Genomic DNA, 14,402 nt, shown 5'->3' on the forward strand with positions numbered 1-14,402 from the left:
CGCCGTGCCAAAAGGCACGGCGCCTTGAGAGTTTTAAGCAGCATCCGCCTTGTTCTGCCGGTTGGCAATCAGATCATCGACCACAGCCGGATCGGCAAGCGTCGAGGTATCGCCGAGCGCGCCGAAATCGTCCTCCGCGATCTTGCGCAGGATACGGCGCATGATCTTGCCGGAGCGGGTCTTCGGCAGGCCGGGCGTGAACTGGATCTTGTCCGGCGAGGCGATCGGCCCAATTTCGGCGCGAACATGCTTCACCAGCTCCTGCCGCAGCGTGTCTGAGCCCTCCAGACCGACCATCAGAGTCACATAGCAATAGATGCCCTGGCCCTTGATCGAATGCGGGTAGCCGACCACGGCTGCTTCCGACACTTGGCTGTGCGATACCAGCGCCGATTCCACTTCCGCTGTGCCGAGACGGTGGCCCGAAACGTTGAGCACGTCGTCGACGCGGCCGGTGATCCAGTAGTAACCGTCTTCGTCGCGACGGCAGCCATCACCCGTAAAATACTTGCCCTTGTAGGTGGAGAAGTAGGTCTGGATGAAACGCTCGTGGTCGCCATAGACGGTGCGCATCTGACCCGGCCAGCTATCGGCGATAACGAGATTACCGTCGACGGCGCCTTCCAGCACATTGCCCTCATTGTCCACTAGCTGCGGCTGGACGCCGAAGAAGGGCAGGGTGGCTGAACCGGGCTTCAGATCGGTCGCGCCCGGAAGCGGCGTGATCATGTGGCCGCCGGTCTCGGTCTGCCACCAGGTATCGACGATCGGGCAGCGGCTATCGCCGACAACCTTGTAATACCATTCCCATGCCTCGGGATTGATCGGTTCGCCGACCGTGCCGAGCAGACGCAAGCTGGAGCGCGAAGCGCGCTTGACGAAATGATCGCCGGCACCCATCAGCGAACGGATCGCGGTCGGTGCCGTATAGAAGATGTTGACCTTGTGCTTGTCGATGACATCCCAGAAGCGGCCCTGGTCCGGATAGTTCGGCACGCCTTCGAACATCAGCGACGTCGCCGCATTCGCAAGCGGCCCATAGACGATGTAGGAATGACCGGTCACCCAGCCGACATCGGCCGTGCACCAGTAGATATCGCCGGGGTGATAGTCGAACGTATATTCATGCGTCATCGCGGCATAGACGAGGTAGCCGCCCGTCGTATGCAGCACGCCCTTGGGCTTGCCGGTGGAGCCGGAGGTGTAGAGGATGAAGAGCGGGTCTTCGGCTTTCATCTTCGCCGGCGGACAATCCGGCTTCGCCTTGGCGGTTTCCTCATGGTACCAGAGGTCGCGGCCAGCTTCCCAGGCGATCTTACCGCCAGTGCGGCGCACGACGAGAACGTTCTTGACGTCGACCTTCTGCTTCGCGGCAATCTGGATCGCCTTGTCGGTATTGTCCTTCAGCGGAATGGACTTGCCGCCGCGAACACCTTCATCGCAGGTGATGACGAAGGTGGATTCGCAATCGACGATGCGACCGCCCAGAGCGTCAGGCGAAAAGCCGCCGAAGACGACGGAATGCACCGCGCCGATGCGGGCGCAGGCGAGCATGGCATAGGCTGCTTCCGGGATCATCGGCATGTAGATGGTGACGCGATCACCTTTCTTGACGCCATGCTTCTTCAGGACATTCGCCAGCCGGCAAACCTGATCGTAGAGCTCGTTATACGTGACCTTCTTGTCGATATAGGGGTTGTCACCTTCCCAGATGAAGGCAACGCGATCACCGTGCTTCTTCAGATGACGGTCGATGCAATTGTAGGAGACGTTGGTGACGCCGTCCTCGAACCATTTGATCGAAACCTTGCCGGTAAACGACGTATTTTTCACCTTTGTATAAGGCTTGAACCAGTCGATACGCTTGCCATGCTTGCCCCAAAATTTGTCGGGATCCTCGACGCTCTGCTGATACCATTTCTGGTACTTCGCCTCATCGATCAAAGCATGTTCCTTGACCGATTTCGTCACCGGATGAATCTTTTCCGACATAGTCTCCTCCTTGAACCCTGGCACCCTCTCTCGCAATTATGGGTGCGCTTTCCGCGCAATCAATAGCAGGTCAAACCATGACAGCAATTGGACAAAGTGCATTTCATGCGCAAAGAATTGCAATTACGCGACACTATCGCTATATAGGGCCGTATTTCCCGGACATTGAGGTGTTACACCCCGGACCGCGACACCGGCGCGGACTGACAGAAGGACTATATCCATGGCTCAACAATTGCTCATGCCGAAGGCAACTGCCATCTGGCTTGTCGACAATACAGCCTTGTCATTCGACCAGATCGCGCAGTTCTGCAAGCTGCATCCGCTCGAAGTGAAGGCGATTGCCGATGGCGAAGCCGCACAGGGCATCAAGGGCCTCGACCCGATCTCGACCGGCCAGCTTTCGCGTGATGAAATTGCTCGCGCCGAAGCCAACCCGAACCACAAGCTGAAGATTTCCGAGCCGAAGGTTCGCGTGCCGGAATCCAAGCGCCGCGGCCCGCGCTACACGCCCGTCTCCAAGCGTCAGGATCGCCCGAACGCTATCCTCTGGCTGGTGCGCAATCATCCGGAACTGAAGGATGCGCAGATTTCCCGCCTCGTCGGCACCACCAAGTCGACCATCGAGCAGATTCGTGACCGCACGCACTGGAATTCGGCGAACCTGGCACCGATGGACCCGGTAACGCTCGGCCTCTGCAGCCAGATCGATCTCGATATGGAAGTCGAGAAGGCCTCCAAGGGCCGTCCGCTGCCGACCGCCGCCGAACTCGGCGCGACGTTGCAGCCGGCTCAGGAAACCGAAAAGCTCGGCTTCAGCTACGATCGCGAAGAAGAGAAGGAAAAGGAAATCGACGCCGACGCCGTTTTCGCCAAGCTCAAGTCGCTGAAGTCAACGACGCGCGACGACGAAGACGACGACCAGTTCTAAGACCTGATCGATCTTCTCAAAATTTCAAAGCCCTGGTTTTCGACCGGGGCTTTTTTCATGACGTTGCGTATCCGCGCTTGCAACCGAATTTTGCGCCATTGCACAGAAGACAACCATGAGGATATAGTAGGCTCACACGAAGCGATCGTGCGAAAGTTGCATCAGCCATGTCGATCCTGGTCATCGGATATTATAGCTACGCATGCGGGCTGATCTTTGCCGTGGTGTCTGCACTGCGCACGCGCCGGAGGGTAATCCGCGGGCCCTTCGGAAAATTCGCGATATTCGAACATATCATACTGCCGATCGTGTTCGTGATCGTCGGCGCCGTCATCTATTCGCTTGTCGAAGTCGACAAAGTGATCGTCACCGGCCTCGTCATTATGTTTTCGGCGCTGACACTCGTGATGCTGATGGTTTTTGCGCCGTTCCTCGTTTTGGCATTTGCGTTCCTCGCCTACGTCTTCACCATCTCGTGGGAACAAATTGGCGAGATTGTCGCTGTCTCATTCATGGGCGCAACAATTGGCAATATGATCGGTTATGGATGGGGAAGCCGAGCAAAAATCGCGCATTAGCGCAATTTACGTGACCCGCTGGCGGATTTTCGCTGGCGCTATCGCGCACCGAAAATCGCAGAGCCCACCCGAACACTCGTCGCCCCGAAGGCTACTGCGGTTTCATAGTCGCTCGACATGCCCATCGAGAGCTTTTCAACGCCCGCCTGCTTGGCGAGTTTTGCCAAAAGGGCAAAATGCGGCCCCGGATTTTCTTCAGCCGGCGGAATGCACATCAGGCCCTCGATCGGAAGGCCGAGCTCCTTACGGCACAAATCGACGAAAGCCTCCGTATCGTCAGGCGCAATGCCTGCCTTTTGCGGCTCCAGGCCGGTATTGACCTGCACGTAAAGTTTGACCGTCTTGCCCTGGCGCTTGATTTCATCGGCGATGGCACGCGCGATCTTTTCCCGGTCGATCGTTTCGATGACATCGAACAGTGCCACGGCGTCGGCAGCCTTGTTCGATTGCAGGGGGCCGATCAGATGCAGCTCGATCCCGGCAGTCTCCGCCTTCAGTTCCGGCCATTTGCCTTGGCTTTCCTGCACGCGGTTCTCACCGAAGACGCGCTGGCCGGCCGAAATCGCCGGGCGGATTGCGTTCGCATCGAATGTCTTGGACACCGCAACGAGCTGCACGGAACCGGCTGGTCTGCCGGCCTGGCGCTCCGCTGCCGCGATATGGGAACGAACTTCGTTCAGACGCTCTTGAAGTTCCATCTTTTCGCCTCGATATTTCGACTGCTTCTCAATCCTTGCAGTAATGAGGCAGGCAGGCTTTGCCAAGGGCGAAAGCGCCCGAATCCGGCTTTGCTTTGCAAGATAAGGCACTTGCTGCACCCGCTAAACTTGACGCTTGGGTGGTTTCGTGGTGAAGGTCACGCCTTACTCCCCATGATTTTCCGGAATACAAGATCAGATGTCTATCGAACGTTATAATCCGCGCGACGCCGAGCCCCGCTGGCAGCAGAAATGGAACGAAGAAGAAGTCTTCGTGACCGACAACGCCGATCCGCGCGAGAAATATTACGTCCTAGAGATGTTTCCCTATCCGTCCGGCCGTATTCACATGGGTCACGTGCGCAACTATGCCATGGGCGATGTCGTCGCCCGTTACAAGCGCGCCCGCGGCTATAAAGTGCTGCATCCGATGGGCTGGGACGCCTTCGGCATGCCGGCGGAAAACGCCGCGCGCGACAACAAGGTGCATCCGAAGGAATGGACCTACCAGAACATCGCCTCGATGCGCACCCAGCTGAAGGCGATGGGCCTGTCGCTGGACTGGAGCCGCGAATTCGCGACCTGCGACGTCGATTATTATCACCGGCAGCAGATGCTCTTCATCGACATGATGGAGAAAGGTCTCGTCTACCGCAAGAAATCCAAGGTCAACTGGGATCCGGTTGACAACACCGTTCTCGCGAATGAGCAGGTCATCGATGGCCGTGGCTGGCGCTCTGGCGCGCTCGTGGAGCAGCGCGAGCTGACGCAGTGGTTCTTCAAGATCACCGAGTTCAGCCAGGATCTCCTGGATGCTCTGGATACGCTCGACCATTGGCCCGAAAAAGTGCGGCTGATGCAGAAGAACTGGATCGGCCGCTCCGAGGGTCTGACCATTCGCTGGGAGATCGTCCCGGACACCGCGCCCAATAACGATCGTGAAATCACGGTCTACACGACACGCCCGGACACCTTGTTCGGTGCATCCTTCCTCGCAATTTCGGCCGACCATCCTCTGGCCAAGGAAGCTGCAGCCAAGGACGCGGCCATCGAAGCCTTCTGCGAGGAATGCCGCCGTGCCGGCACCTCGCTCGCCGCGCTGGAAACTGCGGAAAAGAAGGGCATGGACACCGGCATCCGCGTTCGCCATCCCTTCGACCCGTCCTGGGAACTACCCGTCTACATCGCCAATTTCGTCTTGATGGACTACGGAACGGGCGCCATCTTCGGCTGCCCCTCCGGCGATCAGCGCGACCTTGATTTCGCCCGCAAATACGGCCTGCCGGTCGTACCCGTCGTCATGCCCGCAGACGGCGATGCCGCAAGCTTTACCGTCGGTGATATCGCCTATGACGGCGACGGCGTGATGATCAACTCGCGCTTCCTCGACGGCATGAGCACCGACCAGGCCTTCGAAACCGTGGCAACGAAGCTTGCCGAAACGAGCGTCGGCAATGCGCCGCAAGCCGAACGCAAGGTGAATTTCCGCCTGCGCGACTGGGGTATTTCCCGTCAACGCTATTGGGGCTGCCCGATCCCGGTCATTCACTGCGACGACTGCGGCGTGCTGCCGGTGCCGAAGCAGGATCTGCCGGTCAGGCTGCCCGATGACGTGACTTTCGACCAGCCCGGAAACCCGCTCGATCGGCATGTCACCTGGCGTCATGTCGCCTGCCCACAATGCGGCAAGGACGCGCGTCGCGAAACCGATACGATGGATACCTTCGTCGATTCGAGCTGGTATTTCGCGCGCTTTACGGCTCCTTGGGAAGACCAACCGACAGATAAGAACGCCGCCAATCACTGGCTGCCCGTCGATCAGTATATCGGCGGCATTGAGCACGCGATCCTGCACCTGCTCTATTCGCGCTTCTTCACCCGCGCCATGCGCGAAACCGGCCATCTCGACGTGAAGGAACCCTTCAAGGGCCTGTTCACGCAAGGGATGGTGGTGCATGAAACCTATAGCCGCGGCAAGGGCCTGACCCGCGAATGGGTGTCCCCCGCCGATATCAATATCAAGGAGGTAGACGGCCAGCGTCGCGCTACCTTGCTGTCGACTGGCGAGGACATCGCAATCGGCGCCATCGAAAAGATGTCGAAATCGAAGAAGAATGTCGTCGATCCCGACGATATCATCGCTTCTTACGGAGCCGATACGGCACGCTTTTTCGTGCTCTCCGATTCCCCGCCGGATCGCGACGTCATCTGGTCCGAGGCCGGGGTAGAAGGCGCTCATCGTTTCACGCAGCGCATGTGGCGCCTTGTGTCCGAAGCCGCCGATGCCCTGAAGACCATCGAATCGAAGCCGGCTAAGGAAGGCGACGCGCTAGCCATCTCGCAGATCGCTCACCGCACATTGAAGGCCGTTCAGGGCGATTATGACAAGCTCGCCTTCAACAAGGCCGTGGCGCGCATATATGAGTTCGTTAATGCCCTGGCAGCGCCTCTCAGCAAGGTTGCAACTGGTGGCGCCGATACAGGCTATCGCGCCGCCGTACGCGAGGCAGTCGAGATCCTCATAGCGCTTGTTGCGCCGATTACACCGCACCTCGCGGAAGAATGCTCGGCTGCGCTCGGCAACACCAATATGATCGCCACGAGCGCTTGGCCGGTCTACGACGACGCGCTCGTGATCGAAAACGAGATCGTCTACCCCGTTCAGATCAACGGCAAGAAGCGCGCCGAATTGACAATCGCGCGCGATGCAGATCAGAATGCCGTGCAGCAGGCCGTGCTCGCCCTGGATGCTGTCAAAAGCGCATTGAATGGTCAGGCGCCAAAGAAGATCATCGTCGTTCCACAGAGGATCGTGAACATTGTCGTCTGATAGCCTTTTCAAGTTCGCCCGCATCGCAGGCGTCGCGTCCCTGGTGGCGGTTACCGGCCTTTTGTCGGCCTGCCAGGTCAAGCCGCTCTATGCCGTCAGCACCGGCGTCACGCAAAAGCTTTCGCAAGTCTCGTTTTCCGAAGTCGGCGACCGCGTCGGCCAGGAGGTGCGAAACCAGTTGATTTTCATTGCAGGTCGCGGCGCTGGTGAAACGAAGACACCGAAATACACGGTCGATCTGAGCGTAAGCTCGAGTGTGGGCGGCGTTCTCTACCTTCCATCGTCCGATACGTCGGGAGCCGGCCGCACGACCGTCACTGCTTCCTTCGTTCTCAAGGAGAAGGACACCGGTAAGGTGGTTAAATCCAGCACGCGGGCGGTCACCTCGCTCATCGATTTCCCGACGCAGGAGTTTGCGAAATATCGGGCAATCCTCAACTCCGAAGATCGCGCCGCCCGCGAGGTCGCGGAGATGGTTGCGGCTGACATAGCCGCCGCGCTCAGCCGCTGAACGGGCGCGCGGTATGGCGGAAATCAAGTCCCACGAATTTGACGGATTCCTGCAAAGTGCCGCGCGTAACTATCGGATTTTTGTCATATACGGCCCGGATCGCGGCCTGGTTTCCGAGCGCGCGGCGCAAATTGCCGGCAAGACGAATGTCGACTTGAGCGACCCCTTTTGCCTCATCAAACTGGACGTCGGAGATCTTCAAAACGACGCGGGCCGGCTTCTGGACGAAGTCAATGCCATCGGTCTGTTCGGTGGCGAAAAGCTCGTTTGGATTCGAGGCGCCGCGAATGAGAAAGCTCTGATCGATTCGCTGCAGATCATTGCCGACAATCCCCCGGATGCAAGTTTTGTCATCATAGAGGCCGGCGATCTCAAGAAGGGATCTGGGCTTCGCAAGGTTGCCGAAGCAGCCCGTACCATCGCCACCATCTCCTGCTACGCCGATGACATCAGGGCGCTTAACGGCCTGATAGATACTGAGCTAGCGAGTGAAAACCTGCGAATCACGCCGGCCGCCCGACAGGCGCTTTTGGAGCTTCTCGGGGGTGATCGCATCGCATCGCGCAACGAAGTCCGCAAGCTGGCGCTTTATTGCCGGGGGCAAAGCACGATCGAGGAAGACCATGTCATTGACATCATTGGCGACGCAAGCGCCGTCTCCACCGACGATGCCGTCGACGCCATCCTGAAGGGCGACGCAGAGACTTTCCTGCATGCAATACAGAAGATCGCCACGTCAAAGACGCCGATGTTCCTCCTGCTTCAAGGATGTCTGAAGCAATTTCAGTTGCTCGACACCATGCGCGCGGAAATGGACGAGCGAAAATTGGCGCCGGCCCAGGTCATGCAGACGCATGGGCGTCATCTGCATTTTCGGCGCAAACCGATCATAGAACAGGCACTCAAGACCTGGACAGCTCCTGCGATCGCACGCGAAATGAACAGGCTGCAATCCGCCATTCTTCAGACGCGTCAGCGCGCCAGCCTCGAAGACACGATTGCCACGCAGACCCTTCTGGCAACGACTTTGCAATCAGCCCGAAAGGGCTGATGTCTTAGAGTTAGAGACGGCCTTAGCTCAGCGTCGCTCCAACAGACGGCAAATTTCTTCAAGCTGCTCCAGCGTCTTGTACGATATCCTGACCTGACCGCCATTGCCGCGGTGGTTGATCGAAACATCCAACCCGAGCGTATCAGAAAGCGTGCGCTCCAAAGCCAGTGTATCGGAATCCTTTTCGTCCCGGTGCGCGCCAGCTGGACGTGGGTCGTTCTGCGCCTTGATATCGTTCTGTGCCAATCGTTCCGCATCGCGAACCGACATGCCCTTGGAAACGATCGTGCGCGCCAAACCGGAGGGATCCGAGGTTGATACCAGGGCGCGAGCGTGGCCGGCCGAAAGGCTGCCGGCAGCGAGCATATCGCGCACGGGATCGGGAAGCTTCAACAGGCGAAGAGAATTCGCGACATGGCTACGGCTCTTGCCGATGATTTCACCGAGGTCATTCTGCGTATAACCATGCTCGGCGATCAACTGCTCATATCCAAGCGCCTCTTCCAGTGGATTGAGATCAGCGCGCTGAACGTTCTCGACAATGGCGATTTCCAGGGCTGTCTTGTCATCCACATCGCGAACGATGACGGGAATTTCTATGAGACCAGCCAATTGCGCTGCGCGCCAGCGCCGTTCACCGGCGATGATTTCATAACGATCCGCTGAAACCGTGCGCGCCACAACCGGCTGAACGATACCGTGCTGCCGTATGGAGCTAGCAAGATCATGCAGTTCCGTCTCATCGAAATAACGGCGAGGATTGCGCGGGTTGCGCGAGATGAATTCGATCGGCACCAGGCGATCCGGATTTACCGAAGGCTTTCCCGCTTCGACCGGCGTAGGCTGATCCATCTCACCGATGAGAGCCGCCAAGCCGCGCCCAAGGCGCCGTTTCGAAAGATCATCATTCATCGCCGATACTCACTCTGTAACAAAAATATATCAGGCTGCAGCCTTACGCTGCCGCTCCCGCTGGATCACTTCCGAAGCCAGTTGCAAATAAGCTTGGCTGCCTGCGCACTTCAGATCATACAGGATCGCAGGTTTGCCGTAGGAAGGCGCTTCAGACACGCGTACGTTGCGTGGAATCAACGTATGGTAGACTTTTTCCCCCAGATGCGTACGAACGTCACTCACAACCTGTTGTGCAAGATTGTTTCGCGAATCAAACATCGTCAAGACGATGCCTTGAATATCGAGCGAGGGATTGACCGTACGGCGCACCTGATCGACTGTTTCGAGCAGCTGGCTAAGGCCTTCCAACGCAAAGAATTCGCATTGCAACGGCACGAGAACCGAATGAGCCGCCGCCATGGCATTCATGGTTAACAAATTGAACGAAGGCGGGCAATCGACCAGGATGTAGGAAAAGGAGAGGGCATCCGGGCTATTGAGTGCGCGCCGAAGCCGGAAAACTCTATCTGGCTGCTGTGCAATCTCCATCTCGACGCCCAACAGATCCATCGTCGATGGCACGATGAAGAGATTGGGAACCGCAGTTTCTAGAACAGTCTCAAGAATCGTATGCGTCCCGGCCAAAAGGTCGTAAGAGGATTGCTTACGATCACGTCTCTCGATACCCAATCCAGTGCTGGCATTGCCCTGCGGATCGAGATCGACAATCAGCACACGCTCGCCGATCGCAGCCAGCGCCGTCGCCAAGTTGATCGCGGTCGTCGTCTTGCCGACGCCACCCTTTTGATTTGCGATGGTAATAATCCGGTTTCGCTCGCCGATCATGTCACGCACATCCAATTTCGGTTAAATCAGGCGCCGAATACGACTTAACTCCAGAATGACAGAATCTCGCTCGACGACACTTGGATGTTTTAACAGATCGAATTCCCAACGACCACGGGCTTTCTGGAGCTCGCGCTCATAATCCCGGCCTTTATGCAGCACAAGATGCAGATTTTCATTGCGCGCCAACCAAGGCGCTGAATAGTCGAGAAGCAGATCCAGCTCCGCCAGCGCTCGTGCCGAAATCGTATCGCAATGCTGTATGATGGCAGGGGCTTCCTCGATTCGGATCGCATGAACCGCGCCGCGTGCCTCGCACTCCCGCAAACAAACCCGCAAGAAAGCCGCCTTTTTGTGATTGCTCTCTACCAGATCGACGTGTCCGGCTCCTTGTTCCGCCAGCAGAATCGCCGTTATCACACCTGGAAAGCCGCCGCCACTACCCAGGTCGACCCAGCGGTTCGCATGCGGGTAAAGCTGAAATATCTGTGCGCTATCGGCAACGTGGCGGCTCCAAAGATCGCCAATTGTCGACGGCGCCACGAGATTGATCGTCTTGGCCCATTTCTGGAACAGCTCCGCAAAATGCAGCAACCGACCCTGTGTTTCACGTGAAACACGCACACCGTTCAATTCCATAGGATGGACTCTCAAACCTTGCAATACTAAGAAACGAGCTTCCGCTCTTCCGTCATTCCCGTCTTCCGAAGATGAGCTAGAAGCAACGAAATAGCCGCCGGCGTCATTCCGTCGATCCGCGAAGCCTGCGCGATATTCTTCGGGCGCACCGCTGTCAGCTTCTGCTTCAGCTCGTTGGACAATCCCGAGAGAAGGGTGAAGTCAAACTCGGTGGGAATCGCGCGCTCTTCTTCTTTTCTAGCTTGGACGATATCCGCAGTCTGGCGATCCATATAAACGGCGTAGGCGGCTTCGATCTCGATGGCCTCGGCAATACCTCGTTCCAGAGAGTTCAACTCGGGCCAGAGTTTGGAAAGGGCCGCAACTGATTGACCGGGATGCGACAGCAACTCGTAGGCTGACCGTCTTTGCCCATCCTTGTTGAGATGTAATCCGGCCTTCTCCGCCTCGTTCGGTGTAATCGTCAGTTCCTTCAATTGAACTCTAGTACGCTCCAACGCCTGCATGTAGCGGCTAAAGCGCGACGCGCGCGCGGTTCCGACGCTCCCCATAGCAAGTCCAATTGGCGTCAGGCGCACGTCGGCATTATCCGCGCGCAACGACAGCCGATACTCCGCCCGCGAGGTAAACATCCGATAGGGTTCGGCGACGCCGCGCGACGTTAGATCGTCGATCATCACTCCAATATAGGACTCGGTGCGGCTGAATTCGACGGCCTTACCTCCCGCCGCCAATCGCGCCGCATTCAGACCGGCAACGAGACCCTGTGCACCGGCTTCTTCATAACCAGTTGTGCCATTGATCTGACCAGCCAGGAAAAGACCCGGGATTTTTTCGACCTCCAAAGACAATTTCAACTCGCGCGGGTCAACATGATCGTACTCAATAGCGTAGCCGCATTGCAGAATACGGACTCGTTCCAGACCCGGAATAGTTCGGATGAAAGCGTCCTGGACCTCCTCGGGAAGGGAGGTGGAAATACCGTTGGGATAGACGGTCGTATCGTCCAATCCCTCCGGCTCGAGAAAAATCTGATGGCCGTCGCGCTCACCAAACTTGACTATCTTGTCCTCAATCGAGGGGCAGTAGCGCGGGCCAACTCCCTCGATCTGGCCGGAGTACATGGCAGAGCGCCTCAGATTCTCCGCAATGATCTTGTGGGTTTCCGGCGTCGTGCGCGTCACCCCGCATTCAATCTGCGGATTCACGATCGAATCCGTCATGAAAGAAAAAGGCGTCGGATCTTCATCGGCGCCCTGGCGGCCGACGGATTCCCAGTCGATTGTCGCGCCGTCAAGGCGAGCTGGAGTTCCTGTTTTCAAGCGGCCGAGCGCCAAACCATAGCGCAATAATGTTGCTGAAAGCCCGACTGAAGGCTCTTCGCCGACGCGGCCGGCCGGAATTTTCTTGTCACCGATGTGGATAAGCCCGCGGAGAAACGTGCCCGTCGTCAAAACAACGGCGCCACACCGGATCGCCCTTCCGTCCTTGAGGACAACGGCAGAGACCCGACCATGCTCGATCGTCAAATCAAACGCATCGCCTTCAATCACCTCGAGGTCCGCTGTCGCATCGATTTCCGCCTGCATGGCTAGTCGATAAAGCTTGCGGTCGGCCTGCGTCCGCGGCCCTCGAACTGCTGGCCCCTTCTTGCGGTTAAGCATCCGAAACTGGATGCCGCCGGCATCGGCAATACGACCCATGAGCCCGTCAAGCGCATCGATTTCGCGGACAAGATGCCCCTTGCCAAGACCACCAATGGCAGGATTGCACGACATGACGCCAATGGTGGCGCGCTTATGTGTAATGAGCGCCGTGCGCGCACCCAGGCGCGCGGATGCAGCAGCGGCTTCCGTGCCTGCGTGGCCGCCGCCAACAACAACCACATCATAAATATTGTCGCGCATAATCACGATCCTCGATGAAGCCGTCTGTTTGGCACATCAATCTATGGAGTCAAGAAGGTTTCACGTGAAACGCTCCAGAGAGCTTTCTATCGGTACGTTTCACGTGAATCATTTGCCAATGCAAAATTCGGAGAAGATCACATCAAGCAGATCCTCGACATCGACACGGCCCGTTATTCGGCCGAGGCTGTTCGCACTTTGCCGGAGGTATTCCGCTCTGATATCGAGGCCTTGGTTATCTGATTGGATTGCTGCACTCAATGCATCCAGACTTTGGGTCAGCAGCATACGGTGGCGCAACCGGCTGGGAAGAGCAAGCGAGAGCGACGAGGAACGATCCCGCAGATCGCTGACAAGAAGCTGGTGTAACGCCGCCAACCCAGCGCCTGAAGTCGATGAGATCAGCAGATCGTATTGACCATCAGTTCCCCTCGGAAGGTCGGCTTTCGTACCCAACTTGATAACTTTGCCGTTGAACCCGGGAAATTCGGCTTGAGTCGGTTGACCAATTTCCGCCAGCGAGAGAACCAGATCCGCATCCGCGACTGTCCTTAGCGCGCGCCGAATACCCTCTTTCTCTACGATTTCATCCGTCTCGCGTAGGCCGGCGGTGTCGTAGAGCCTTACCGCATATCCCTCAATATTCAGATCTACATGCAGGACGTCCCGGGTCGTGCCGGCGATGTCAGTAACGATCGCTACCTCGCGCTTTGCCAGCGCGTTTATCAGACTGGATTTGCCTGCATTTGGCGGACCGGCGATAACGACCCGCAATCCATCTCTTACGATCTCACCAAAGTCTGCCCCGGCCAAATGTTCGGATACTTCGGAACGGAGGCGTTCCATGTCACTCCAGACCAAGTCGGAAACGGATCCCGGCACGTCGTCTTCATCGGCGAAGTCGAGCTCGGCTTCAATAAGGGCGCGTGCGCGCGTCAGCCTTTCGGCCCAACCCTCATAGATATGCGAAAGGCCACCGGCCGCATGTTCCATGGCGAGGCGTCGCTGCATTTCCGTTTCCGCGCTGATGAGATCGGCGAGACCCTCGACCTCGACAAGGTCCATCTTGCCATTTTCCAGCGCGCGTCTCGAAAACTCCCCGTGCTCCGCCAGGCGACAGCCATCGAATGTTGCAAGTTCCGCTAGAAGCGCGGCAACGACTGCCTTTCCGCCATGAACGTGAATTTCCGCGCAATCTTCCCCTGTGAAAGAGGCGGGACCGGGAAAAGTCAAAACAAGGCCTCGATCGAGGGCAAGACCGTTACGAGTCCGAATCGTTTTTAGCGTCGCATGCCGAGCTGCCGGGACAGATCCTGCAAGTGATTTGACCACATGCATCGTTTCGCTGCCGCTGATGCGAATAACGGCAACACCGGCGGGTAGGCCGCCGCTGGAAAGAGCGTAGATCGTCTGGTTGGCTGCATTCATAAATTTGATCCGGTTCCGAATCGATTCTGTCAGGGTACTTGATACTCAGTTCACGCAAACGCTAAAGGGCCGCCATCATCCGGATTTGCATCTCGCG

General features: G+C 57.6%; 12 protein-coding genes. 5 read left to right on the top strand and 7 right to left on the bottom strand.

Annotation, left to right across the window (positions count from 1 at the left end; all coding sequences use genetic code 11):
* Positions 1–33: 33 nt before the first annotated feature.
* Complete coding sequence (gene acs, locus ACIQJ2_RS20845; protein ID WP_400671146.1) at positions 34–1,992, bottom strand: acetate--CoA ligase; 1,959 nt, start codon at positions 1,990–1,992, stop codon at positions 34–36.
* A 223-nt stretch (positions 1,993–2,215) separates the two neighbouring features.
* Between acs and ACIQJ2_RS20850 the strand changes: the two genes are divergently transcribed.
* Positions 2,216–2,923, top strand: coding sequence for a DUF1013 domain-containing protein (locus ACIQJ2_RS20850; protein WP_199151389.1), 708 nt, complete (start codon positions 2,216–2,218; stop codon positions 2,921–2,923).
* A 314-nt stretch (positions 2,924–3,237) separates the two neighbouring features.
* The gene (locus ACIQJ2_RS20855) at positions 3,238–3,501 is read left to right on the top strand and encodes a hypothetical protein (protein WP_400746575.1); all 264 of its coding nucleotides are present in this window, start codon (positions 3,238–3,240) and stop codon (positions 3,499–3,501) included.
* Between the two features lie 38 nt (positions 3,502–3,539).
* Here the strand turns inward: ACIQJ2_RS20855 and ACIQJ2_RS20860 are convergent, their stop codons facing one another.
* On the bottom strand, positions 3,540–4,199 hold the full coding sequence (locus ACIQJ2_RS20860; protein WP_400671151.1) for a YggS family pyridoxal phosphate-dependent enzyme: 660 nt from the start codon (positions 4,197–4,199) through the stop codon (positions 3,540–3,542).
* 199 nt (positions 4,200–4,398) lie between these two features.
* Between ACIQJ2_RS20860 and leuS the strand changes: the two genes are divergently transcribed.
* The 3 genes from leuS to holA are packed head-to-tail and all read left to right on the top strand — an operon-like array spanning position 4,399 to position 8,591.
* The gene (gene leuS / locus ACIQJ2_RS20865) at positions 4,399–7,029 is read left to right on the top strand and encodes a leucine--tRNA ligase (RefSeq protein WP_400671153.1); all 2,631 of its coding nucleotides are present in this window, start codon (positions 4,399–4,401) and stop codon (positions 7,027–7,029) included.
* On the top strand, positions 7,019–7,540 hold the full coding sequence (locus ACIQJ2_RS20870) for a hypothetical protein (RefSeq protein WP_400671156.1): 522 nt from the start codon (positions 7,019–7,021) through the stop codon (positions 7,538–7,540). Before leuS ends, ACIQJ2_RS20870 begins: the two co-directional genes overlap by 11 nt.
* Before the next feature lie 13 nt (positions 7,541–7,553).
* The gene (gene holA, locus ACIQJ2_RS20875) at positions 7,554–8,591 is read left to right on the top strand and encodes a DNA polymerase III subunit delta (protein ID WP_400671159.1); all 1,038 of its coding nucleotides are present in this window, start codon (positions 7,554–7,556) and stop codon (positions 8,589–8,591) included.
* Positions 8,592–8,618: 27 nt separating this feature from the next.
* On the opposite strand, the gene ACIQJ2_RS20880 is transcribed toward holA, so the two are convergent.
* The 5 genes from ACIQJ2_RS20880 to mnmE all read right to left on the bottom strand — a co-directional run bounded on the left by ACIQJ2_RS20880 (position 8,619) and on the right by mnmE (position 14,305).
* The gene (locus tag ACIQJ2_RS20880; RefSeq protein ID WP_400671162.1) at positions 8,619–9,503 is read right to left on the bottom strand and encodes a ParB/RepB/Spo0J family partition protein; all 885 of its coding nucleotides are present in this window, start codon (positions 9,501–9,503) and stop codon (positions 8,619–8,621) included.
* Positions 9,504–9,533: 30 nt separating this feature from the next.
* Positions 9,534–10,331: a ParA family protein gene (locus ACIQJ2_RS20885; protein WP_004127412.1), complete on the bottom strand. Its 798-nt coding sequence runs from the start codon at positions 10,329–10,331 to the stop codon at positions 9,534–9,536.
* A gap of 21 nt (positions 10,332–10,352) precedes the next feature.
* Positions 10,353–10,970: a 16S rRNA (guanine(527)-N(7))-methyltransferase RsmG gene (gene rsmG / locus ACIQJ2_RS20890; RefSeq protein WP_400671165.1), complete on the bottom strand. Its 618-nt coding sequence runs from the start codon at positions 10,968–10,970 to the stop codon at positions 10,353–10,355.
* Between the two features lie 26 nt (positions 10,971–10,996).
* Positions 10,997–12,877, bottom strand: coding sequence for a tRNA uridine-5-carboxymethylaminomethyl(34) synthesis enzyme MnmG (gene mnmG / locus ACIQJ2_RS20895; protein WP_400671168.1), 1,881 nt, complete (start codon positions 12,875–12,877; stop codon positions 10,997–10,999).
* 108 nt (positions 12,878–12,985) lie between these two features.
* Positions 12,986–14,305, bottom strand: coding sequence for a tRNA uridine-5-carboxymethylaminomethyl(34) synthesis GTPase MnmE (gene mnmE / locus ACIQJ2_RS20900; protein ID WP_400671170.1), 1,320 nt, complete (start codon positions 14,303–14,305; stop codon positions 12,986–12,988).
* Positions 14,306–14,402: the final 97 nt, after the last annotated feature.

Source organism: Rhizobium sp. NPDC092011 (genome assembly GCF_044756305.1).
Lineage (GTDB): Bacteria > Pseudomonadota > Alphaproteobacteria > Rhizobiales > Rhizobiaceae > Rhizobium.

Coding starts and splice junctions, on each gene's coding strand:
- acs (WP_400671146.1), bottom strand. CDS start 1,992: ATGTCGGAAAAGATTCATCCGGTGACGAAATCGGTCAAGGAACATGCT.
- ACIQJ2_RS20850 (WP_199151389.1), top strand. CDS start 2,216: ATGGCTCAACAATTGCTCATGCCGAAGGCAACTGCCATCTGGCTTGTC.
- ACIQJ2_RS20860 (WP_400671151.1), bottom strand. CDS start 4,199: ATGGAACTTCAAGAGCGTCTGAACGAAGTTCGTTCCCATATCGCGGCA.
- leuS (WP_400671153.1), top strand. CDS start 4,399: ATGTCTATCGAACGTTATAATCCGCGCGACGCCGAGCCCCGCTGGCAG.
- holA (WP_400671159.1), top strand. CDS start 7,554: ATGGCGGAAATCAAGTCCCACGAATTTGACGGATTCCTGCAAAGTGCC.
- ACIQJ2_RS20880 (WP_400671162.1), bottom strand. CDS start 9,503: ATGAATGATGATCTTTCGAAACGGCGCCTTGGGCGCGGCTTGGCGGCT.
- ACIQJ2_RS20885 (WP_004127412.1), bottom strand. CDS start 10,331: ATGATCGGCGAGCGAAACCGGATTATTACCATCGCAAATCAAAAGGGT.
- rsmG (WP_400671165.1), bottom strand. CDS start 10,970: ATGGAATTGAACGGTGTGCGTGTTTCACGTGAAACACAGGGTCGGTTG.
- mnmG (WP_400671168.1), bottom strand. CDS start 12,877: ATGCGCGACAATATTTATGATGTGGTTGTTGTTGGCGGCGGCCACGCA.
- mnmE (WP_400671170.1), bottom strand. CDS start 14,305: ATGAATGCAGCCAACCAGACGATCTACGCTCTTTCCAGCGGCGGCCTA.